This window comes from Dolichospermum sp. UHCC 0352, from assembly GCF_009711925.1.
GTDB lineage: Bacteria > Cyanobacteriota > Cyanobacteriia > Cyanobacteriales > Nostocaceae > Dolichospermum > Dolichospermum lemmermannii.
On record NZ_VIKY01000229.1, the window covers coordinates 14,999 to 32,178 of the forward strand.

Below are 17,180 nucleotides of genomic sequence, written 5' to 3' on the forward strand. Positions count from 1 at the left end.
TTAGCGGACAAGATGCCCGTACCACAAGAAACTTTTTTTAATTGGAAGTCCATAAGGGTTCAGAATAAATAATATTTGCACAATTATGGGTAATTTTTCCTCCTTTTTTCTCTTTCCTCTTTCTTCTTCTTGACTCGGTGACTCCTCCTAAAACCATCAGAAATTTTGAAAGATTTCCCAGAACCTAGTAAAGTATTACGATAAAAGCTTTTCAGGAGTAGCGGTAGTGAGCGTCCAAACTCTAATTGAACAAGCCATGAACCCCTCGGAGTCAGGTATTATGCCATCTACACCTTTTGATGTTGATAGCTTTGATACGGCTGTTATGTCTACGTACAGTCGCTTTCCTTTGGCTTTGGAACGGGGTGCTGGTTGCCGTGTTTGGGATAGTCAGGGTAAGGAATATCTGGATTTTGTCGCGGGTATTGCCACTTGTACTCTAGGACACGCCCATCCAGCAATGGTAGAGGCTGTAACTAGACAAATCCAGAAATTGCATCATGTTTCTAATTTGTACTATATTCCTGAACAGGGTGAATTAGCGAAATGGATTGTTAATCATTCCTGTGCGGATAGAGTATTTTTCTGCAATTCTGGTGCTGAAGCCAACGAAGCAGCCATTAAACTAGCGCGGAAATATGCCCACACTGTCCTAGAAATTGCCCACCCGATCATTTTAACTGCTCATGCCAGTTTTCACGGACGGACTTTAGCCACCGTGACTGCCACTGGACAACCAAAGTATCAAAAGCATTTTGATCCTTTAGTTCCTGGTTTCCACTATGTAAATTACAACGATATTAGAGCAGTGGAAGCCGCTGTTACTGAATTAGATGAAGGTAATTATCGGGTAGGGGCAATTTTAATTGAACCATTACAGGGAGAAGGTGGCGTTCGTCCTGGGGATATTGCCTACTTTAAGCGGTTACGGGAGATTTGCGACGAAACCGGTATTTTGTTGATTTTTGATGAAGTACAGGTTGGAATGGGACGCAGTGGCAAATTATGGGGTTATGAACATTTGGGAGTAGAACCAGATATTTTCACCAGTGCGAAAGGTTTGGGCGGTGGTATTCCCATCGGTGCGATGATGAGTAAGAAATTCTGCGATATTTTCCAACCAGGAGAACACGCAAGTACATTTGGCGGTAATCCCTTTGTTTGTGGTGTGGCGCTGAGTGTGTGTGAGACTTTGGAAAAAGAGAATATTTTAGAGAATGTCAGAGAACAGGGCGCACATTTACGAGAAGGATTAAGAGCGATCGCTCGTCAATATCCTCAGCATATCTCAGAAGTACGCGGTTGGGGTTTAATTAGCGGCATGGAAATCAAAGCCGATATTCCCTTAACTGCTGGTGAAGTTGTCAAAGCTGCAATGGCAGAAGGTTTATTACTTGTTCCCGCAGGTCCTAAAGTAGTGCGGTTTGTTCCCCCTCTCATTGTCACAGAGGCAGAAATCAAGCAAGCATTAAAAGCTGTAGAAAAGGCATTAGCTAAACTGACAGCATAGGTAATTAAAAATTCGTAATTCGTAATTTCAAGAATTATCAATTACGAATTTTTCATCTTGATAATTTTCAACATATCAATTTGGAATAAATTAATCAAAAAATGCGATAAAATGGAATAATATATTTTTCATTAATACACAACGAAGCTATGCCAGAAACAAAATCTACTCATACAGTCCGCAGAGGCAGAATCTTCCCAGAAATTCAATGGACTCAAGAACAGAAAGCACAATGGCAGACTGAACGGGAAACATTGTCTCAAAACTGTAAAATAATTTTTGAGCAGTTACAAGCAGAACTCATTAAAACTCACTATAACTGGTACATAGCAATTGAGCCAAATAGCCGTGAATATTTTATTCATGAAGATCCCTTATTAGCCGCACAACAAGCACATCAAAAATACCCAAACGTCAAACTGCACGTTTTCCGAATTAATGAAACTGGAGTATGTGGCAAAATATGATTTTAAAATAATACTTACTACAAATAAAAGAAAGACCCTTCAAATATTACCAGTATCATTCATAATCACATCTAAGGTTAATTATCATGAAATGCAATAAAATATTTAGATTAAGTTCCCTGAGAACGTCCATTCACCTAGATGGCTGCAATGTTACCCATTATCAAGAACTGCATAAATTCTCTTCAGAAGCAGAAGCAGAAGCTTTTTTTAATCAAAGTATTCAAGAATTACTCACACACGGTTGGTATGATATCGAATCTGTGACCGTAGACGAAAATAACAAAGATCTCACTCCAGATGAATTGTATGGAATGTTCTTAGAATTAAAAAATCAAGTAGATGAATTTGCCAATGCAATTATCAAACCTTATATAGAAATTACTCCATCTTCAACAACAGAAACTACCCTATGGCAAAGTAAATTTGGTGGTTTACCTTACCTGCCCAAAAATACGACCTATCCTGAAGCCCCAGATGGTACACCCCTCCATCTTTTAGCACAAATCAACTTTGCTGAAACTCCTAAATTAGAAGATTTACCAGAAAAAGGGATTCTTCAGTTTTATATTGAAGCCGGAGGTGAAACAGCCTATGGAATTGAAGAATATCCCCAATTAAAACAAACTACCTTTAGAGTTATTTACTTTCCTGAACCAGATTTAAATATTGATAATCTCCTAGATAACTTTGATTTTTTACCTCCAGGAATAGGTTTGCCATTATTAGACTGTCTGGGTTTGAATTTCGCTATTAAATCAACTCCTATGTGTGCATCAGATTATCGGTTTAGAAACTTAGTTAAAAGCCATTTTCCCATCTTTCAACAAGATAATCTAACCAAAGCAATGGAAAATTCTTTAGAAGAACTTGTAGATGATTTTCTCAATGAATATGAAGAAAAATATGAGGAATCATTAGGAGGACATTGTTTAGGAGGATATCCCGCATTTGTGCAAAATGATGATCGTGCAGATTTGCAGGAAGAGGAAGGTTATGATTTTCTGCTATTGCAAATTAACTCTGATGATGAGCATTCAATTATGTGGGGAGATGAGGGAGTTGGTAACTTTTATATTCAACCTTCTGCACTGAAACGGTTGGATTTTTCTCAGATTTTGTACACCTATAATTGTTGTTGAGAGAAGGTGAATTAGGCTTTTATTAGGCTTTTATAAGTTTAAATAAATTTATTCAAACTTAATCATAAACGTACTTTTAGTTCGTTTTAACATTTTGATGCTTTGTATAAGATTCAAGACGTACTTTTAGTTCGTTTTAGTTTTTTATGAGTTTTGAAAGATATAAAGAAGTTAAACAGCTTTTTGGTGATAGAGTCCAAGCCCTTCGCAAAGACAGAGGTATTACACAAGAGCAGTTAGCAGAGGATATTGATAAATCCGTTGAGCATATTAGCTACATAGAACGAGGTGAACGCGCTCCGTCTTTTGAAACAATTTTAGATATTGCTGAAGCCCTGAAAGTGTCAGTACCATACTTAATGAATGTCACACCCCAAACAGATATCAGTACAAACTTTCTCACTGAATTACAAACTCCGGTAGTTCTTCCCTCTCTTGTTGAACCTGTTAAGGAAGCAGTTAACACAACTAAAGAGCGCCGTTCAGATTTAGAACGATTACAGACAGCACTTGGGGCTATTCAGGAATTACAGAGTCTGGCAAATGAGTATGGTATTAATGATGTTTTTCAAGACAATGGAGGGAAAGTTCTTCAAGTTTTAATCTTACTTGGTTTGCGGATATCACCTGGACGTGAAGGCAATGATGCAATTGATGCAGAAAAAAATGAATATGAATTAAAAACAATTAATAAACTTTTAAGTAAAAGTGTCACCACCAATCATCATCTTAACCTTGATATCCTCGCCAAATATCGTGCTGTAAAAGCTTGGTACATTGCTGTGTATGAAGGAATAGTATTAAAAGCTATATACAGAGTTGACCCTACTTCACTTGAGACATATTTCAGTTACTGGGAATCTAGAATACGTGGAGGAATGGAATCTATTAATAACCCTAAAATCCCTTTAAGTTTAATAGAAAAAGAAGGTGAGTTGGTTTATCCTAAACAGAATGAATAAACAATCCCAGGAAATTTGCCAATTTGAAGTAACCTTCATAATTTCAGAGCTAATTGCTTTGAAGTAGTTAAACAAACAGATTCTTTTTGAGCAAGAAGACATTCATAAAGAGTCATAGCATCCTTCGAGTTTTGAGATTTATCTAGAAACCGGAAAGCTGAAGATGCTAAATAAGATGGCTCTTGTTCAAAAGCCATCCAACTTCTTTCTAGCTGTTCAGCGGCAAAACCTGTAGTATTTGATCCTGCAAATATATCTAGAACTTTATCTCCAGTATCAGTCAAAAATTTAATGAAAAACATTGGCAACTTTTGAGGAAATCTCGCTGGATGAGGGGGTATGGAAATAGATTTACATAATTGAATATAACTAGAATTACTTTCAGTATTTGCAATCTCTAACAAATTTGATGGTATAGCACCACCATTATCAGTAGCAAAATTCTTACTGATATCATGGCCTGAAGGTCTTTCTTTCGGTGTATAGTATTTTTGAGGATCTGCCTGTAGCTTCTTCATTCGCTCAGAGTAAGGGACTAAAACATTACTAACATTTGCTTTAGGATGATCAGTTTTTGAGAGCCACCAGACGGTATTTACAGAGTCCTTTGCTCGAATTTTTCGCTTATTAACCCACTCAATTGGTGAAGGTAGTTTAGCTGGGTTATACCAAAAAAATTCTTCAGCCAGTCTAAATCCCAATTCATCACAAAGTTTAATTAAAACTCGATAGTTATAGAGAGAGCGAACTGGACGTTTACTTTCATAAGCTCCACCTAAATCAAGTACGAAACTACCAGTTGAATTCAGAACTCGATAAACTTTTTTGGAAAACTCAAGCAACCAATCAACATAATCTTCCTGCTCTACATTGCCATAAGCCTTTTTGCGTTGCAAGGCAAAAGGTGGTGATGTCAGCACTAAATCTATTGAGTCAGATTCCAGTTGATCCAGCAATTGTAGGGAATCACCAAGATAAGCCGCACCGCAGTCTGTAGTATATAGTGGATTGGGAAGAACCATTGTCAGACGCACTAAGAGTTGGTTCTATAACTATAATCCTAAAATATCAAAACGACATATTTTTGGTATCAGTTCTTGTAAAGGCCTACACATAGTGAAAGATTGTGCCATTGACGGCACGGCATTGTATGAACAATGCCAGAAAAGGATATTCGTAACCTTTACCGTTTTATAGACTGGGTTATGATGTTACCAAAGGCATTAGAAGCGGACTTTTGGCAAGATTTTAAACAATTTGAAACAAAATAATATAAATTAACTTTATCATAGCTTAATTATTTCTGGTTGTTTCAACGCAAAAACAACCAAAATTATCTTATTTTGTCTCTGATATTGCATAAGTATTGCGAAAATAAAAACATTAATCTATCATCACTTATTAATGTGTGGTGTGCAAGCAAAGATGATCAAGTTAATCACAAGAATATTACTGGTATCTGTAGTTAATTTAACTTATGCCTTATTTAGTCATGCTATAGCTAATGCCGAAAATGTTGATTCATTAGAGATAGAACAAGTTACATCAGTTTCTCAATTAAGAGATGTAGAACCCACAGATTGGGCATTTCAGGCTTTACAATCTCTAGTTGAACGATATGCTTGCATTGCTGGATATCCCAATGGAACTTTCCGAGGAAATCGAGCTTTAACGCGCTATGAATTCGCTGCTGGGTTAAATGCTTGTTTAGATAGAGTTAATGAATTGATAGCTACAAGTGCAAGTAATGCAGTAACAAAAGAAGATTTCACTAAATTACAAAAACTTACAGAAGAATTCGCAGCCGAATTAGCCACACTCCGGGGAAAAGTAGATACTTTAGAGGCAAAAACCACAGAACTAGAAGCAAATCAATTTTCTACCACTACCAAACTATTTGGACAAGCAATTTTTGGTATTCAAGGACGGAGTGAAAATAGTGCAGATTTGTCACCAAAAGATGGGATTAAAGAAACAATAGATAACGGGACAAAAATTAACGTTATTAGTAATGTTCAACTCACACTACTTACCCAATTTAAAAACCGCAGCTTTTTAGTAACAGGATTACAAGCTGGTAATGGGGGTACAGCTAGTTTCAATGCCCCCCGAATCACCAACGATACCCGATTAGCTTATGAAGGTAATACAGATAATAGCTTAGTTTTAACTGACCTCAATTATCGGTTTTTAGTAGGTGATAAAGTAGCAGTAATAGTTGGTCCAGCAGGGGTTAATCCTATCAACACTTTTCGGGGAGCAAACCGCATAGAAAGTGCAGGTAAAGGTCCCATTTCTACCTTTGCTCAACGTAACCCAATTTTAGCAATTGGTAATGGTACAGGTGGTTTGGGCTTGGATTGGCAAATGAATAAACGAATTAGTTTACAAGCAGTTTATACAGCGAGTAAATCCGCCGATAGTAGCCAAAATGCCGGATTATTTAATGGGGGAAATGCCACCGGAGTGCAATTAAATCTTGCTCCTACTAATAATATTGATGTAGCACTAAATTATATTAATTCCTACTCGACTACAGGATTTTTAGGAACTGGAATTGGTGATGATTTATTGGCTTATACACCTACTTCTACTAGTCCCCTGACAACTGATGCTTTTGGTGCTACTGCATCTTGGCAGGTTAATCCTAAGTTGACAATAGGTGGTTGGGGAGGTTTTACGACTTCTCGCATACCTGGACAATCAGGGAGTGTAAAAACTAATAATTGGATGGCTTTTCTTAACTTTCCTGATTTATTGGGACAAGGAAATTTGGGGGGAATTTATGTCGGACAACCTCCGAAAATTGTTAGTAGTGATTTACCAACAGGTAATAATCTTCCAGGTATTCTTAAAGATTCTCTTGGTAGTGCGGGAGGACAACCAGGAACTACTACTCATGTAGAAGCTTTTTATCGTTATCGAATGTCAAATAATATTAATATTACTCCTGGTGTAATCTTGATATTTGAGCCAAGACATAGCCCGAATAGCGACATGATTACCATTGGTGTTCTCCGAACAACTTTTAGTTTCTAAAGATATATTCTTACCAATTAAAATACAAATTTTTCTATAATAGGAGTTGCAAAAAAAATGTGGACTAAATCTATTAGTAATATTTTAAAAGTGGGAATATTTAGTAGTTATATTTTAGCTGCTAGTTTACCTGTTCAAGGGCAAATCATGATTCAAGGTGGTAATCTATCTGGAAATCTGAATTATAACTATGACAATCCCATAGTACCTGTTTTTAATGGATTAACTGGGTTAGATGTTAACTCATTTAATTTAGAAACTGACATTGGTAGAATATCTAATTTTCAAGGGACTGGACAATTAAAAGAAGTTAGTAATTTAGCAGGTATTCTCCAAAATGGTCAACCGACAATTGGGACTTTATCTGGTTTAATAACTGGGAGATCACAAACTGCTGATGGTAATTCTCTACTTTTTAATAATACGCCTATAACTATCAATGGTGTTGTCTCTTCTCTTCAGAAAATTAATAACTTTACCCAAGCCGGAAATATCGCCATTACTGGTGGCAAGATTGATACTAATTTACTCACAAATCTAACTCAACCTGGAGCATTTAATTTTGGGACAAATTTAACAAACCTTGGTGTATTATCAAATTTAGGGAGAACAGCCACAGAGCAGTTTAACTTACCTCAATTAGGCTTGAATCCCCAAGTTATTCAATCATTAACTAATAATCCCAACTATGGGAGAGTTGGTTCTCCTGGGTTGATAACAACTCCTGGACTACCTTCGAGAATTTACCCCGGTTTAACAGCACCCAGAAAATAAATCAACTATAATTCGATAAACTTACAGTATTTTATTGTACAACAGTATAACTGAGTTTATTAATTACAGAAAATGCCGCAAGATTTAACTTTAATCCATAGCTTACTTCTGTTCAGCACCGCATTTATTGCCGGTGGACTCAATGCTGTAGCGGGTGGTGGCAGTTTTATTACCTTTCCTACCCTGATATTTACAGGTATCGCCCCAATTAACGCTAATGCTACAAATAATACTGCACTGTGGATAGCAGCTATAGCTAGTGCAGGAGCTTATCGTCGAGATTTAAACATCGAAAAACGACAATTATTATTACTAGCTGGTACCAGTTTAGTGGGTGGTGTCATTGGTTCAGTGGCTTTATTATATACATCACCAGATGTATTTAAAAAGATGCTGCCCTATTTGTTACTATCAGCAACATTGATATTTACATTTAGTGAATCTCTAAAAAGCTGGCTGCAACTTCAGAGTAAAAATGATGTTTCTGCACCTCCACCTTTATTTATTCTCCTAGTTTCTCAATTGGCAATCTCTATATATGGTGGTTTTTTCGGTGCGGGTATAGGCATTTTAATGTTAGCAACTTTAACCTTTTTAGGGATGAAAAATATTCACTCTATTAATGCTTTTAAAACTTTATTGGGTAGTTGCATTAATGGTGTGGCAATTATTCCTTTTATGTTCGCTAATTTGATTGCTTGGCATCAAGTTATGATCATGGCGGTTGGTGGTTCTCTGGGTGGTTATTTATGCGCTCATTTTGCCCGCAGACTAGAACCCAGCTTGGTGCGAAAATTCGTGATTGTGGTAGCTTTTGGGATGACTACTTACTTTTTTATTCATGGTTAAGTAGGTAAATACAATTATACTCAAAACGGCTTATCTGTTGCCTTCCACAACCGGAAAGGGAATAAATTCCCTGTCTCATAGCTCAAGTCCGTTAAAACGGACTAATATATTTTCCTAGTATCTAGTATAAGGGACTTCCAATTAAAAAAATACCCAAAAATTTCTTGTAGTGCGGGCATACTATGGCTAACGCCACGCTGCGCTATCGACAAGCTCAGTACAAGTCTTGCCCGCTAATCATCAAGGACGGGCAGGATGCCCATCCCACAAAATTGGGTAATTTATTTTTTGATGTTCCCTAAATACTAAATGGACGGGCTAGAAGCCCACCCCACAATAATTGTATGACTGGTGGGATAGGTATGTGGTCTGTGCAAATATTAATTAAATATAAAACTATTGATTTTGTGACTTTGATTACAGTTTTTTCTATTTGGTAACGCTTGAATGGAAAAATAATTTATTTTTCCACAAGAATAAACAAGACTATCTCAAGGATTGCACCATAGGGATCACTGCTAATCTAAGGAAAGTTACATCTAAAGTAAATTTATATATCTCAGGTATGATGATAATAATTATCAGGTTTAAGATAATGACCGAAGATATCAAATTTTTCACATTCACAACAATTAAACAATTTTTGTCACTTTTTCTAAAAAATTATTAAATCCAGGGGTTTTAAAATGCAAGTATCACAAAAGATTCATTGCCCAAATTGCGGTAGTGCTGCTGAACGTCACTATATTTCTGATAGTCAAATTACGCGGACACAATGCCCTAGTTGCGATTACCTAATGATAACTTGCACCCGCACCGGTAAAGTAATTGAGGCTTATGCACCAGGAATTTATGCTAGGAAATAATTGACAATTATAATTACCTTTTTGTTGTTCTTAATTGTCCACAAGCAGCATCAGCTTCTAAACCGCGAGAATAACGGACACTAACCGCAGTATTTTGTTGTTGAAGAACATTAACAAAGGCTTCTATTCTCTCACGGGTTGGTCTTTTATAATCTACTTCTTGAATGGGATTATAGGGAATTAAGTTAACGTGACTTTGAAAACCCCGCAGACGTTTTGATAGTTCTAAAGCGTGTTCGGGTAAGTCGTTGACTCCAGCGAGAAGAACATATTCAAAACTAACTCTGCGTCCAGTTATTTCTACATATTCTCGACATTCTGCCAGTAAGTCTTCTATGGGGTAGGGTTTGGCGCTGGGAATGAGTTGTTCTCGTAATGCTTGGTTGGGTGCGTGGAGACTGACAGCGAGGGTAATTTGTAGTTGGTGTTGGGCGACTTCAAGAATGCGATCGCGGATACCTACAGTAGACAGTGTAATAAATCGCGCACCAATTCCCAGATCTTGATTAATGGATTTAATCGCTAAAAGCACATTTTCCGTATTCAACAATGGTTCACCCATGCCCATGAATACCACATTACTCACCCGTTCTTGAAAATCCTCTTGGACAGTCAGGACTTGATCAACAATTTCCGCACGGGTAAGATTACGCTTGTAACCACCTTTCCCAGTCGCACAAAAATCACAAGCCATAGGACAACCAACTTGAGTAGAAACGCAGACTGTTAAGCGTTTATCGCTGGGAATACCCACTGTTTCCACAATTTCCCCGTCAGTCAATTTGAGGAGATATTTGACGGTATCATCGGGGGCAACAGAACGGTAATGTAGAGAAGAACGACCTATGGGAACATCTGCAACTTGCAAACGCCAATTTTTCGGAAATACAGAAATATCAGCGAGCGATCGCACACTCTTATTATAGATCCAATCATGCAATTGCTTACCCCGATAACTCGGTTGTCCCTGCTGCTGTACCCAAGCAGTTAACTCCGTCACGGAAGCACCAAGGAGAGGGGGAAGAAGTTGAGATTTAGTGGAGTTAGGAGAATCTAGCTGAGATACAAACGGCGTAGCAGACATAAAAAATCACAATTTGATGCTAATTTTCTATTGTACTATATTGTTTTTGTTTCGCGCAAAGGGGCAAAGGAGCAAAGGCGCAAAGGAAGAAATTATTCATCCGTCTTCATCTGCGTTTATCTGCGTTTATCTGCGGTCTATTATTCTATAAATCTTCATGGAGAGACTTCCAAAGTAATAATAGTAACCTCTGGTGGACAAAATAACCGTCCGGGGAAATAAGTTCCTAGACCTCGGTTTACATATAATTGATTATTTCCCACTTTATGTAAACCCTGTGACCATTGCCAATGGCGTAATATAGAATGGGTTTTCCGTAAAAATGGTAATTTACGCCGAATTTTTTTGGGGATTTTTTTGACTATTTTTGCATAGTAAATCATTGCAGGCCCCAGTCCAGGAATTACGATTTGTCCACCGTGACTATGACCAGATAATTGTAAATCTACCCGCCATTTTTTGAGGATTTCGGCTGTATCTGGGTGATGAGATAAGACAATCCGAGGTGTAGTAGAATCAAGTTGATTCATAATTGCTTCTGGATTAAATTCTTTGGCATAAAAATCCGCTAATCCCACTAGAGGTAATTTTTCTCCAACTGGGTAAGCAATTTGATTCCAAAGTACATTAATCCCCACATTTGTTAAAGCATTTGTAATTTCTGATTTTGAACTGGGATAACAAATATCATGATTGCCAAGGATAGCATAGACACCATAGCGACTTTCTAGATTTTTTAATCTTAGTGCTAGTTGATGAATTGGTTTAGCAATTGTGTTAACATAGTCGCCAGTTAAAATAACTAAATCTGGTTTTGTGGCATTACTAACTGCAATTGCTTCTGTTAACATTTTTTCTGATAATAGACCATTATCATAGTGAAAATCTGACATTTGTACCAACTTTAATCCTGCTAATGATAGAGGTAAGTTGGGGATTTTTACTGTCAATTTTTCTGTACTCAAAGATCCAGTTAATAATTTGTGCATAATAGAATAAAACTATGTTTATAAATCAAGACAACATTTCTGAAATTTTGTTGGGTTGCTGTCGCTTAACCCAACCTATAATTATCAAAATATAATCGGATTTCTTTTGACATTAACAAAATATTTTGATATTAACTGTAGCAAAAGAGTAACATATTTGAATACTCAGATACCCGACTTATTTAAGAAGTCGGGTATCTATTATCTATCATTCTATGATGATCTACTTATAGCTATTAGGAAACTAATCTATCTTGTAGTTTTGCCACCATTTCCGCACGAGTAGAAACCTCTAATTTACGGAACATCCTTTTTAAAGCTTGCTTGACAGAATTTTGAGTAATCCATAATTTAACGGCAATTTCCCCATTAGTTAAACCTTGAGCCACTAATTTGGCAATTTCTAATTCTCGCGCTGTGAGAGGACAATTACCAGCAGATGCAAAGGTTTTTGGTGTTGCTTGGAGTGTGGCCATTTTCGCTGATAAATGTAAACAAACTGCACTTAAATCAGCTAAATCATTACTATCAAAAGGCTGACTTCCGGGGTCACGAGCAAAGTTTAAAGTCCCCACTAATTGACCATTACAAACTATCGGACCAGTCATTACGTGTTCGTGACGAGTGCAATAGTTTTTCCAGTCTTCTGGGGATAAAATTAATTGTTCATGGGTGGGGGCGTGACGTTCGACAACATAACGCCCAATGGGATTAGCTTCTAAGCAGACAGCGGGAATTTCAATTTGAGTATCTAATTGGTCACCTAGGAGATCCATACCCCAATGTTGTACTGCAAAATGGTCGCCAATGGTATCCATGAGAGCTAGTTTTAATTCTTGCTCATTTTGGACATTAGCGATCGCTTGAAAAATGGCGTGGAGAGTTTTAGCCATAAGTGTACCCATTTGGGGTCTATGCGAACCTCGATAATTACCTCTATGCTAATACCAGCAACGATAAAAAGCTATTTTAACTTGTAACCAGAGGACAAGCACGATGACAGTTACTCAAATCTCAGCCCAAGAACTTTTTCAGGCTGCCTATCAAAACCGTTATACTTGGGATGGAAATTTCCCTGGCTATACCGCAGATATTACTTATAAGTATGATGACCAAGTGATCAAAGGTCAAGTGGTGATTGATGCCAATATGAAGGCAGAAGTTCTGAATGTGGAAGACGAAGCTGCTAAAAAAGCCATTCACGGACAAGCTTGGGAAATCGCCGTTCACCGTGTCCGTCGCGCTTTTGAACAAACCCACGGCGCAAATACTTTTAGACCCGGTGAAACTGACGCAACCGGCGCAGTCGAAATTTTTGTTGGTGGAAAGTCAGAAGGAGATAAGTACAAAGTGCGTAACAATGAAGTTTGCCACGTTCACCGTTTAATTCACGGTACTTTTGTGACTATTGACACTTTCAGCAGTCACGACACTGGAGAAGGATATCTTTCTCACACATACAATTCTGTTTATCATGACCCCGAAACCGGCGCTCAAAAGGGCGGTAAAAGCGATTTTACTGATGAATATGAGAAGGTAGGAAATTACTACATTCTTAACCGTCGGGAAATCCGCACGGAAATCGCAGAACGCATTTCTATTCAAGATTTCATCTTTTCTAACATTGAGTTGTTAGGTTAAGTAGAACGGCTTGAATAATTTAAAGTTCGTAGTGAGGAATTTATGCCCCATTTGCGGGCTGAAGCCCTCACTACGAAATCATCTCCAGATTTTTTTCCTTTCTTTGTGAGAAATCCCATGTAAGTCCTGTGTTTAAGCTTATTGTTGGCAGTTTTGCCAAAAATTATCTTTAGCTAAGGTATTGTCATATATTAGATTGTCTATTATTATATTTTTGGTTGTGCTTCTAGCCTGCCGTAGTCAGCAATAATTCTTGGTATTTTCATACGACGAAAAGTGCCAAATCAATGCTATTTTCAAAATTGTCAATGTTTTTACTGAGGGAAGTTCAGCTTTAACAATTTAAAGATGTATTAATCCTTATTAGTACCAACGCCGTAAGAGACTTCCAAGCTAATAGGTAAGTGTCTTGGGAATCAGGACTCCTGTCCTTGGGGGGAATGTCTAACTCTCAGTCCAACAGAACTACTAAGACAAGAGAGGCTATTCCCGATGAATTGGGAAGCCCTGTCCGTAAGACTTACAGGGTAGTTCACTTAACAAATACGGAAAAATGGGGTCTTTAAGTAAGCCATCTTATCGGATTGTCGCCATACCGGGGGAAGGAATTGGTCCAGAAGTTGTAGAAGCTTCCTTGCAAATTCTTCAACACGTCGCTAAAATTGAAGGATTTACCTTGCGGGTAGACTATGGTTGGCTTGGTGCAACTGCCTTCTTGCAAATGGGTAGTTATTTCCCTCAAGCCACTGTCCAACTGTGCGATGGAGCTAATGGGATTGTATTTGGTGCGGTTAGCCAAGGGGGACTCCTAGAACTGCGAAAGCACTATGACTTTTTTTGCAATCTGCGTCCAATTCGGATTGTTGATAGTTTAGTGCATAAATCTAGCCTTCGGCCAGAAAAGGTTCAAGGACTCGATATACTAATCATTCGAGAATTAGTTAGTGGGATTTATTTTGGACCGGCTGGACGTTCTTCAGATGAAAAGGGAGCTTATGGCTACCATACCATGCTCTACTACGATGAAGAGATTCGACGAATCGCTCGTATAGCTTTACAAAAAGCCCAAGAGCGAAGAGGATTGCTCACCGTAGCTCACAAAGAAAATGCTTTGCCTCATTTGCCATGGACTCGTATAGTCCAAGAAGAAGCAATCAAGTTTCCAGGTGTTGTTGTTGAACCAATGCTGGTAGACAACTTAGCCATGCAAATGGTTCTTAATCCCCAGAGATTTGATACAGTTTTGGCGGGCAATATGTTTGGAGATATTCTGAGCGATATTGGTGGAGCTTTAGTTGGATCTATTGGCTTATTAGGGTCAGCCAGTCTGAATGCTGATGGATTTGGACTATACGAACCAATTCACGGTACAGCCCCAGATATTGCAGGTAAAGGAATTGCTAATCCTCTAGGAACTCTTGCCGCTTGTGTTTTAATGCTTCAACAATGGGGGGAAGTAGAGGCTGCACAACGAATTATGACGGCACAAGAGCAAGTGTTATCTGAAGGATATCGGACAGCCGATTTGTTTCCCCAAGGATCTGAAATATTGATCAATACTGAAAAATTAATTGACCTTTTACTAGAAGAACTTTCCAGCTAACAACATTCTCAATTCCGGGGGCTTTATGAGTAGTATCAAACAGATTTTATACTTAGGTGATGATATCAATACTGATGATATTATGCCTGCCAACCGGGCGACAAATGATGACCCTGATAATTTGAAACACTATGCTTTAGAACATCTGATTGGAGTAGGGGAGTTACTAAAATACGATGTGATTGAAGCCGGAGAAAATTTCGGCTGTGGTTCTAGTCGAGAAATTGCCCCCATTGGCATCAAAGCTGCGGGAATAGAAAAGATTCGGGCGAGATCGTTCGCAGAAATTTTTTATCGTAATAGTATCAATATTGGACTTACCCTGGAAATTTTGGGAGAAAAACCGGAGAATCCGGTAGTTGATGCGATCGCCGCAGCCGGTGGATTGATACCTTTTAATCAAAAGCGTCGTCAGGGAAAAATTACCATTCCTGCCAGCGCGACTTCCCCGCGACCCATGACTTTAGTGGAAAAACTTTTAGCCAAATCCTCTGGTAATACCTACGTCACTCCAGGAGAAGTGGTTTTTGCTCAAGTTGATTTAGCCCTATCCCACGATGCTGTGGCCAGCCCTGTCGCTAAAATATTTTATAAACACTATGGAGAAGATGCAAAGCTGTGGGATGCTCAACGGGTAGTTTTAGTCGCAGATCACTTCATCCAAGTCAATGACATCCGTGTTGATCACAAAGCTGAACTCATGTATCAACAGATGGTTCAGTTTGCCAAAGACCAAGAATGTCACTTATTTGATGTAGTTTCCCCAGGGGAAGCCGCAGGTATCTGTCACGTTTTACTTCCAGAAAAAGGATTTGTCCGACCAGGGATGATCATTGCCGGCACAGATTCCCATACCTGCACCTATGGAGCATTAGGAGCTTTTTCCACAGGAGTGGGAACTACGGATATGGCGAATATCTATGCTATGGGGGATATGTGGATTCGTGTTCCCTCAACATTAGTATTTGATTTATCGGGAACTCTACCGCACCATATTAGTGCCAAAGATATTATCTTGTTTATCTTAGGTCAAATTGGTTGTGCTGGTGCTACTGGTAAGGTAATGGAATTTAGAGGATCAATACTCGCACAACTACCTTTTGATGAACGATTGACTTTAGCTAATATGGCTATTGAGTGTGGTGCAGTCTGTGGGTTAATTGTTCCTGATGAAACAACCCGTAATTATGTCAGAAGTCGTTCTACACAAGAGTTTGTAGAAATGATTGCCGATCCTGATGCTGAATACGAAAAAGTATATCAATTTGACCTCAGTAATTTAGAACCACAAGTTGCCCGTCCTCCAAAACCAGATCAGGTCATACCTATTAGCCAGTTAGAGGAGACTCCGATTACCAAAGCTTTTATTGGCTCTTGTACGGGGGGCAAGCTTTATGATTTAGCCCAGGCTGCTGAAGTTTTACAAGGTCGTCAACTGGCAGATGGCGTGAGCTTGTTTGTGGTCCCTGCTTCCGTAGAGATTCGTGAACAGGCTGAAGCCTTGGGTTATCTGGAAATTTTTGCACAAGCAGGCGCACAGATTCTCAAGTCAGGTTGTGGAGCTTGTATTAATTCTGGAATGGGGGTGTTAGATAAAGAAGAAACAGGAGTTTATGCAACCAATCGCAACTTTAAAGGACGTAGTGGCGATCCTACAGGTAAAAACTATTTGGCCTCGCCAAGAACAGTGGCAATATCAGCCATAAAGGGGAAAATTAGCCACCTTCTGGATGAAAAATAAATCTAAAAAAGAGGGAAATAAAAAATATTTAACCCACAATACGAGAATGCTAGGTGATAAAATGGATGAAATTGTGAAAAAATTTGCAGGTCTAGGTCTTCCGGGCGTAATTCTTCTCCTTTTAGCAGTCACATCAGCAGGTAGTAATGCTGGTATTGTTGCTGCCATTACAGCAGTAGGCGGACCATTTGGCATTGTCGGAGGGATAGGTTTACTCGGACTGACAAAAGTTTTAGGAGATGCAATTGCTGCATACGGGATTGAAGCTATTATTAAGTCCGTCTATTCAGAACGAATCAAAACTGAGTCAGTGAGATTGCTTGTCAAAGAAATTGAAGAGCTACCCATTTCAGACGAGTTAAAACTCAAATTGAAAAATCATCTGAGTTCAGAAAGCAAAAACTATTTAGGGTTTGCTGAAAAAGTTGTCTGTGAGGGCTAGGAGTCAGGAGTCAGGAGCGATGCCCTGAGCTTGTCGAAGGGTCAGGAGCGATGCCCTGAGCTTGTCGAAGG

General features: G+C 38.5%; 16 protein-coding genes. 12 read left to right on the forward strand and 4 right to left on the reverse strand.

The window, feature by feature from the left end:
* The first annotated feature begins 226 nt into the window (after nucleotides 1–226).
* The 4 genes from FJR06_RS16305 (at nucleotide 227) to FJR06_RS16320 (ending at nucleotide 4,081) form a co-directional block, all read left to right on the forward strand.
* Entirely contained in the window at nucleotides 227–1,510 is a 1,284-nt protein-coding gene (locus FJR06_RS16305) for an aspartate aminotransferase family protein (RefSeq protein WP_168651817.1), read from the forward strand.
* A gap of 149 nt (nucleotides 1,511–1,659) precedes the next feature.
* The gene (locus FJR06_RS16310; RefSeq protein ID WP_015078959.1) at nucleotides 1,660–1,977 is read left to right on the forward strand and encodes a hypothetical protein; all 318 of its coding nucleotides are present in this window, start codon (nucleotides 1,660–1,662) and stop codon (nucleotides 1,975–1,977) included.
* Between the two features lie 86 nt (nucleotides 1,978–2,063).
* The gene (locus FJR06_RS16315; protein WP_174783490.1) at nucleotides 2,064–3,119 is read left to right on the forward strand and encodes a YwqG family protein; all 1,056 of its coding nucleotides are present in this window, start codon (nucleotides 2,064–2,066) and stop codon (nucleotides 3,117–3,119) included.
* Nucleotides 3,120–3,265: 146 nt separating this feature from the next.
* Complete coding sequence (locus FJR06_RS16320; protein WP_168651818.1) at nucleotides 3,266–4,081, forward strand: helix-turn-helix domain-containing protein; 816 nt, start codon at nucleotides 3,266–3,268, stop codon at nucleotides 4,079–4,081.
* 35 nt (nucleotides 4,082–4,116) lie between these two features.
* On the opposite strand, the gene FJR06_RS16325 is transcribed toward FJR06_RS16320, so the two are convergent.
* The gene (locus FJR06_RS16325; protein WP_168651819.1) at nucleotides 4,117–5,103 is read right to left on the reverse strand and encodes a site-specific DNA-methyltransferase; all 987 of its coding nucleotides are present in this window, start codon (nucleotides 5,101–5,103) and stop codon (nucleotides 4,117–4,119) included.
* Between the two features lie 403 nt (nucleotides 5,104–5,506).
* Here FJR06_RS16325 and FJR06_RS16330 point away from each other — a divergent pair, with 403 nt between their 5' ends.
* The 4 genes from FJR06_RS16330 (at nucleotide 5,507) to FJR06_RS16345 (ending at nucleotide 9,609) form a co-directional block, all read left to right on the forward strand.
* Nucleotides 5,507–7,120: an iron uptake porin gene (locus tag FJR06_RS16330; protein WP_174782912.1), complete on the forward strand. Its 1,614-nt coding sequence runs from the start codon at nucleotides 5,507–5,509 to the stop codon at nucleotides 7,118–7,120.
* A 57-nt stretch (nucleotides 7,121–7,177) separates the two neighbouring features.
* On the forward strand, nucleotides 7,178–7,894 hold the full coding sequence (locus tag FJR06_RS16335; RefSeq protein WP_015078964.1) for a hypothetical protein: 717 nt from the start codon (nucleotides 7,178–7,180) through the stop codon (nucleotides 7,892–7,894).
* 72 nt (nucleotides 7,895–7,966) lie between these two features.
* A complete protein-coding gene (locus FJR06_RS16340) occupies nucleotides 7,967–8,743 on the forward strand; it encodes a sulfite exporter TauE/SafE family protein (RefSeq protein ID WP_015078965.1) in 777 nt (258 codons plus the stop codon).
* A gap of 686 nt (nucleotides 8,744–9,429) precedes the next feature.
* On the forward strand, nucleotides 9,430–9,609 hold the full coding sequence (locus FJR06_RS16345) for a hypothetical protein (RefSeq protein ID WP_015078966.1): 180 nt from the start codon (nucleotides 9,430–9,432) through the stop codon (nucleotides 9,607–9,609).
* A 13-nt stretch (nucleotides 9,610–9,622) separates the two neighbouring features.
* On the opposite strand, the gene rlmN is transcribed toward FJR06_RS16345, so the two are convergent.
* From rlmN to FJR06_RS16360, 3 genes are all read right to left on the reverse strand, one after another.
* Nucleotides 9,623–10,693 carry a 23S rRNA (adenine(2503)-C(2))-methyltransferase RlmN gene (rlmN, locus tag FJR06_RS16350; protein ID WP_015078967.1) on the reverse strand — a complete coding sequence of 357 codons (1,071 nt, stop codon included), beginning with the start codon at nucleotides 10,691–10,693 and terminating at the stop codon, nucleotides 9,623–9,625.
* Between the two features lie 155 nt (nucleotides 10,694–10,848).
* A complete protein-coding gene (locus FJR06_RS16355) occupies nucleotides 10,849–11,682 on the reverse strand; it encodes a metallophosphoesterase (RefSeq protein WP_015078968.1) in 834 nt (277 codons plus the stop codon).
* Nucleotides 11,683–11,918: 236 nt separating this feature from the next.
* Nucleotides 11,919–12,575, reverse strand: a complete 657-nt coding sequence (locus tag FJR06_RS16360) for a LuxR C-terminal-related transcriptional regulator (protein WP_015078969.1) — start codon at nucleotides 12,573–12,575, stop codon at nucleotides 11,919–11,921.
* Between the two features lie 103 nt (nucleotides 12,576–12,678).
* Between FJR06_RS16360 and FJR06_RS16365 the strand changes: the two genes are divergently transcribed.
* The 4 genes from FJR06_RS16365 to FJR06_RS16380 all read left to right on the forward strand — a co-directional run bounded on the left by FJR06_RS16365 (nucleotide 12,679) and on the right by FJR06_RS16380 (nucleotide 17,109).
* Entirely contained in the window at nucleotides 12,679–13,323 is a 645-nt protein-coding gene (locus FJR06_RS16365) for a DUF3386 domain-containing protein (protein WP_148763024.1), read from the forward strand.
* A gap of 553 nt (nucleotides 13,324–13,876) precedes the next feature.
* A complete protein-coding gene (locus tag FJR06_RS16370) occupies nucleotides 13,877–14,926 on the forward strand; it encodes an isocitrate/isopropylmalate dehydrogenase family protein (protein WP_168651821.1) in 1,050 nt (349 codons plus the stop codon).
* Between the two features lie 25 nt (nucleotides 14,927–14,951).
* Complete coding sequence (locus FJR06_RS16375) at nucleotides 14,952–16,667, forward strand: aconitase/3-isopropylmalate dehydratase large subunit family protein (RefSeq protein WP_168651822.1); 1,716 nt, start codon at nucleotides 14,952–14,954, stop codon at nucleotides 16,665–16,667.
* 61 nt (nucleotides 16,668–16,728) lie between these two features.
* Nucleotides 16,729–17,109, forward strand: a complete 381-nt coding sequence (locus tag FJR06_RS16380; RefSeq protein WP_174783013.1) for a hypothetical protein — start codon at nucleotides 16,729–16,731, stop codon at nucleotides 17,107–17,109.
* Nucleotides 17,110–17,180: the final 71 nt, after the last annotated feature.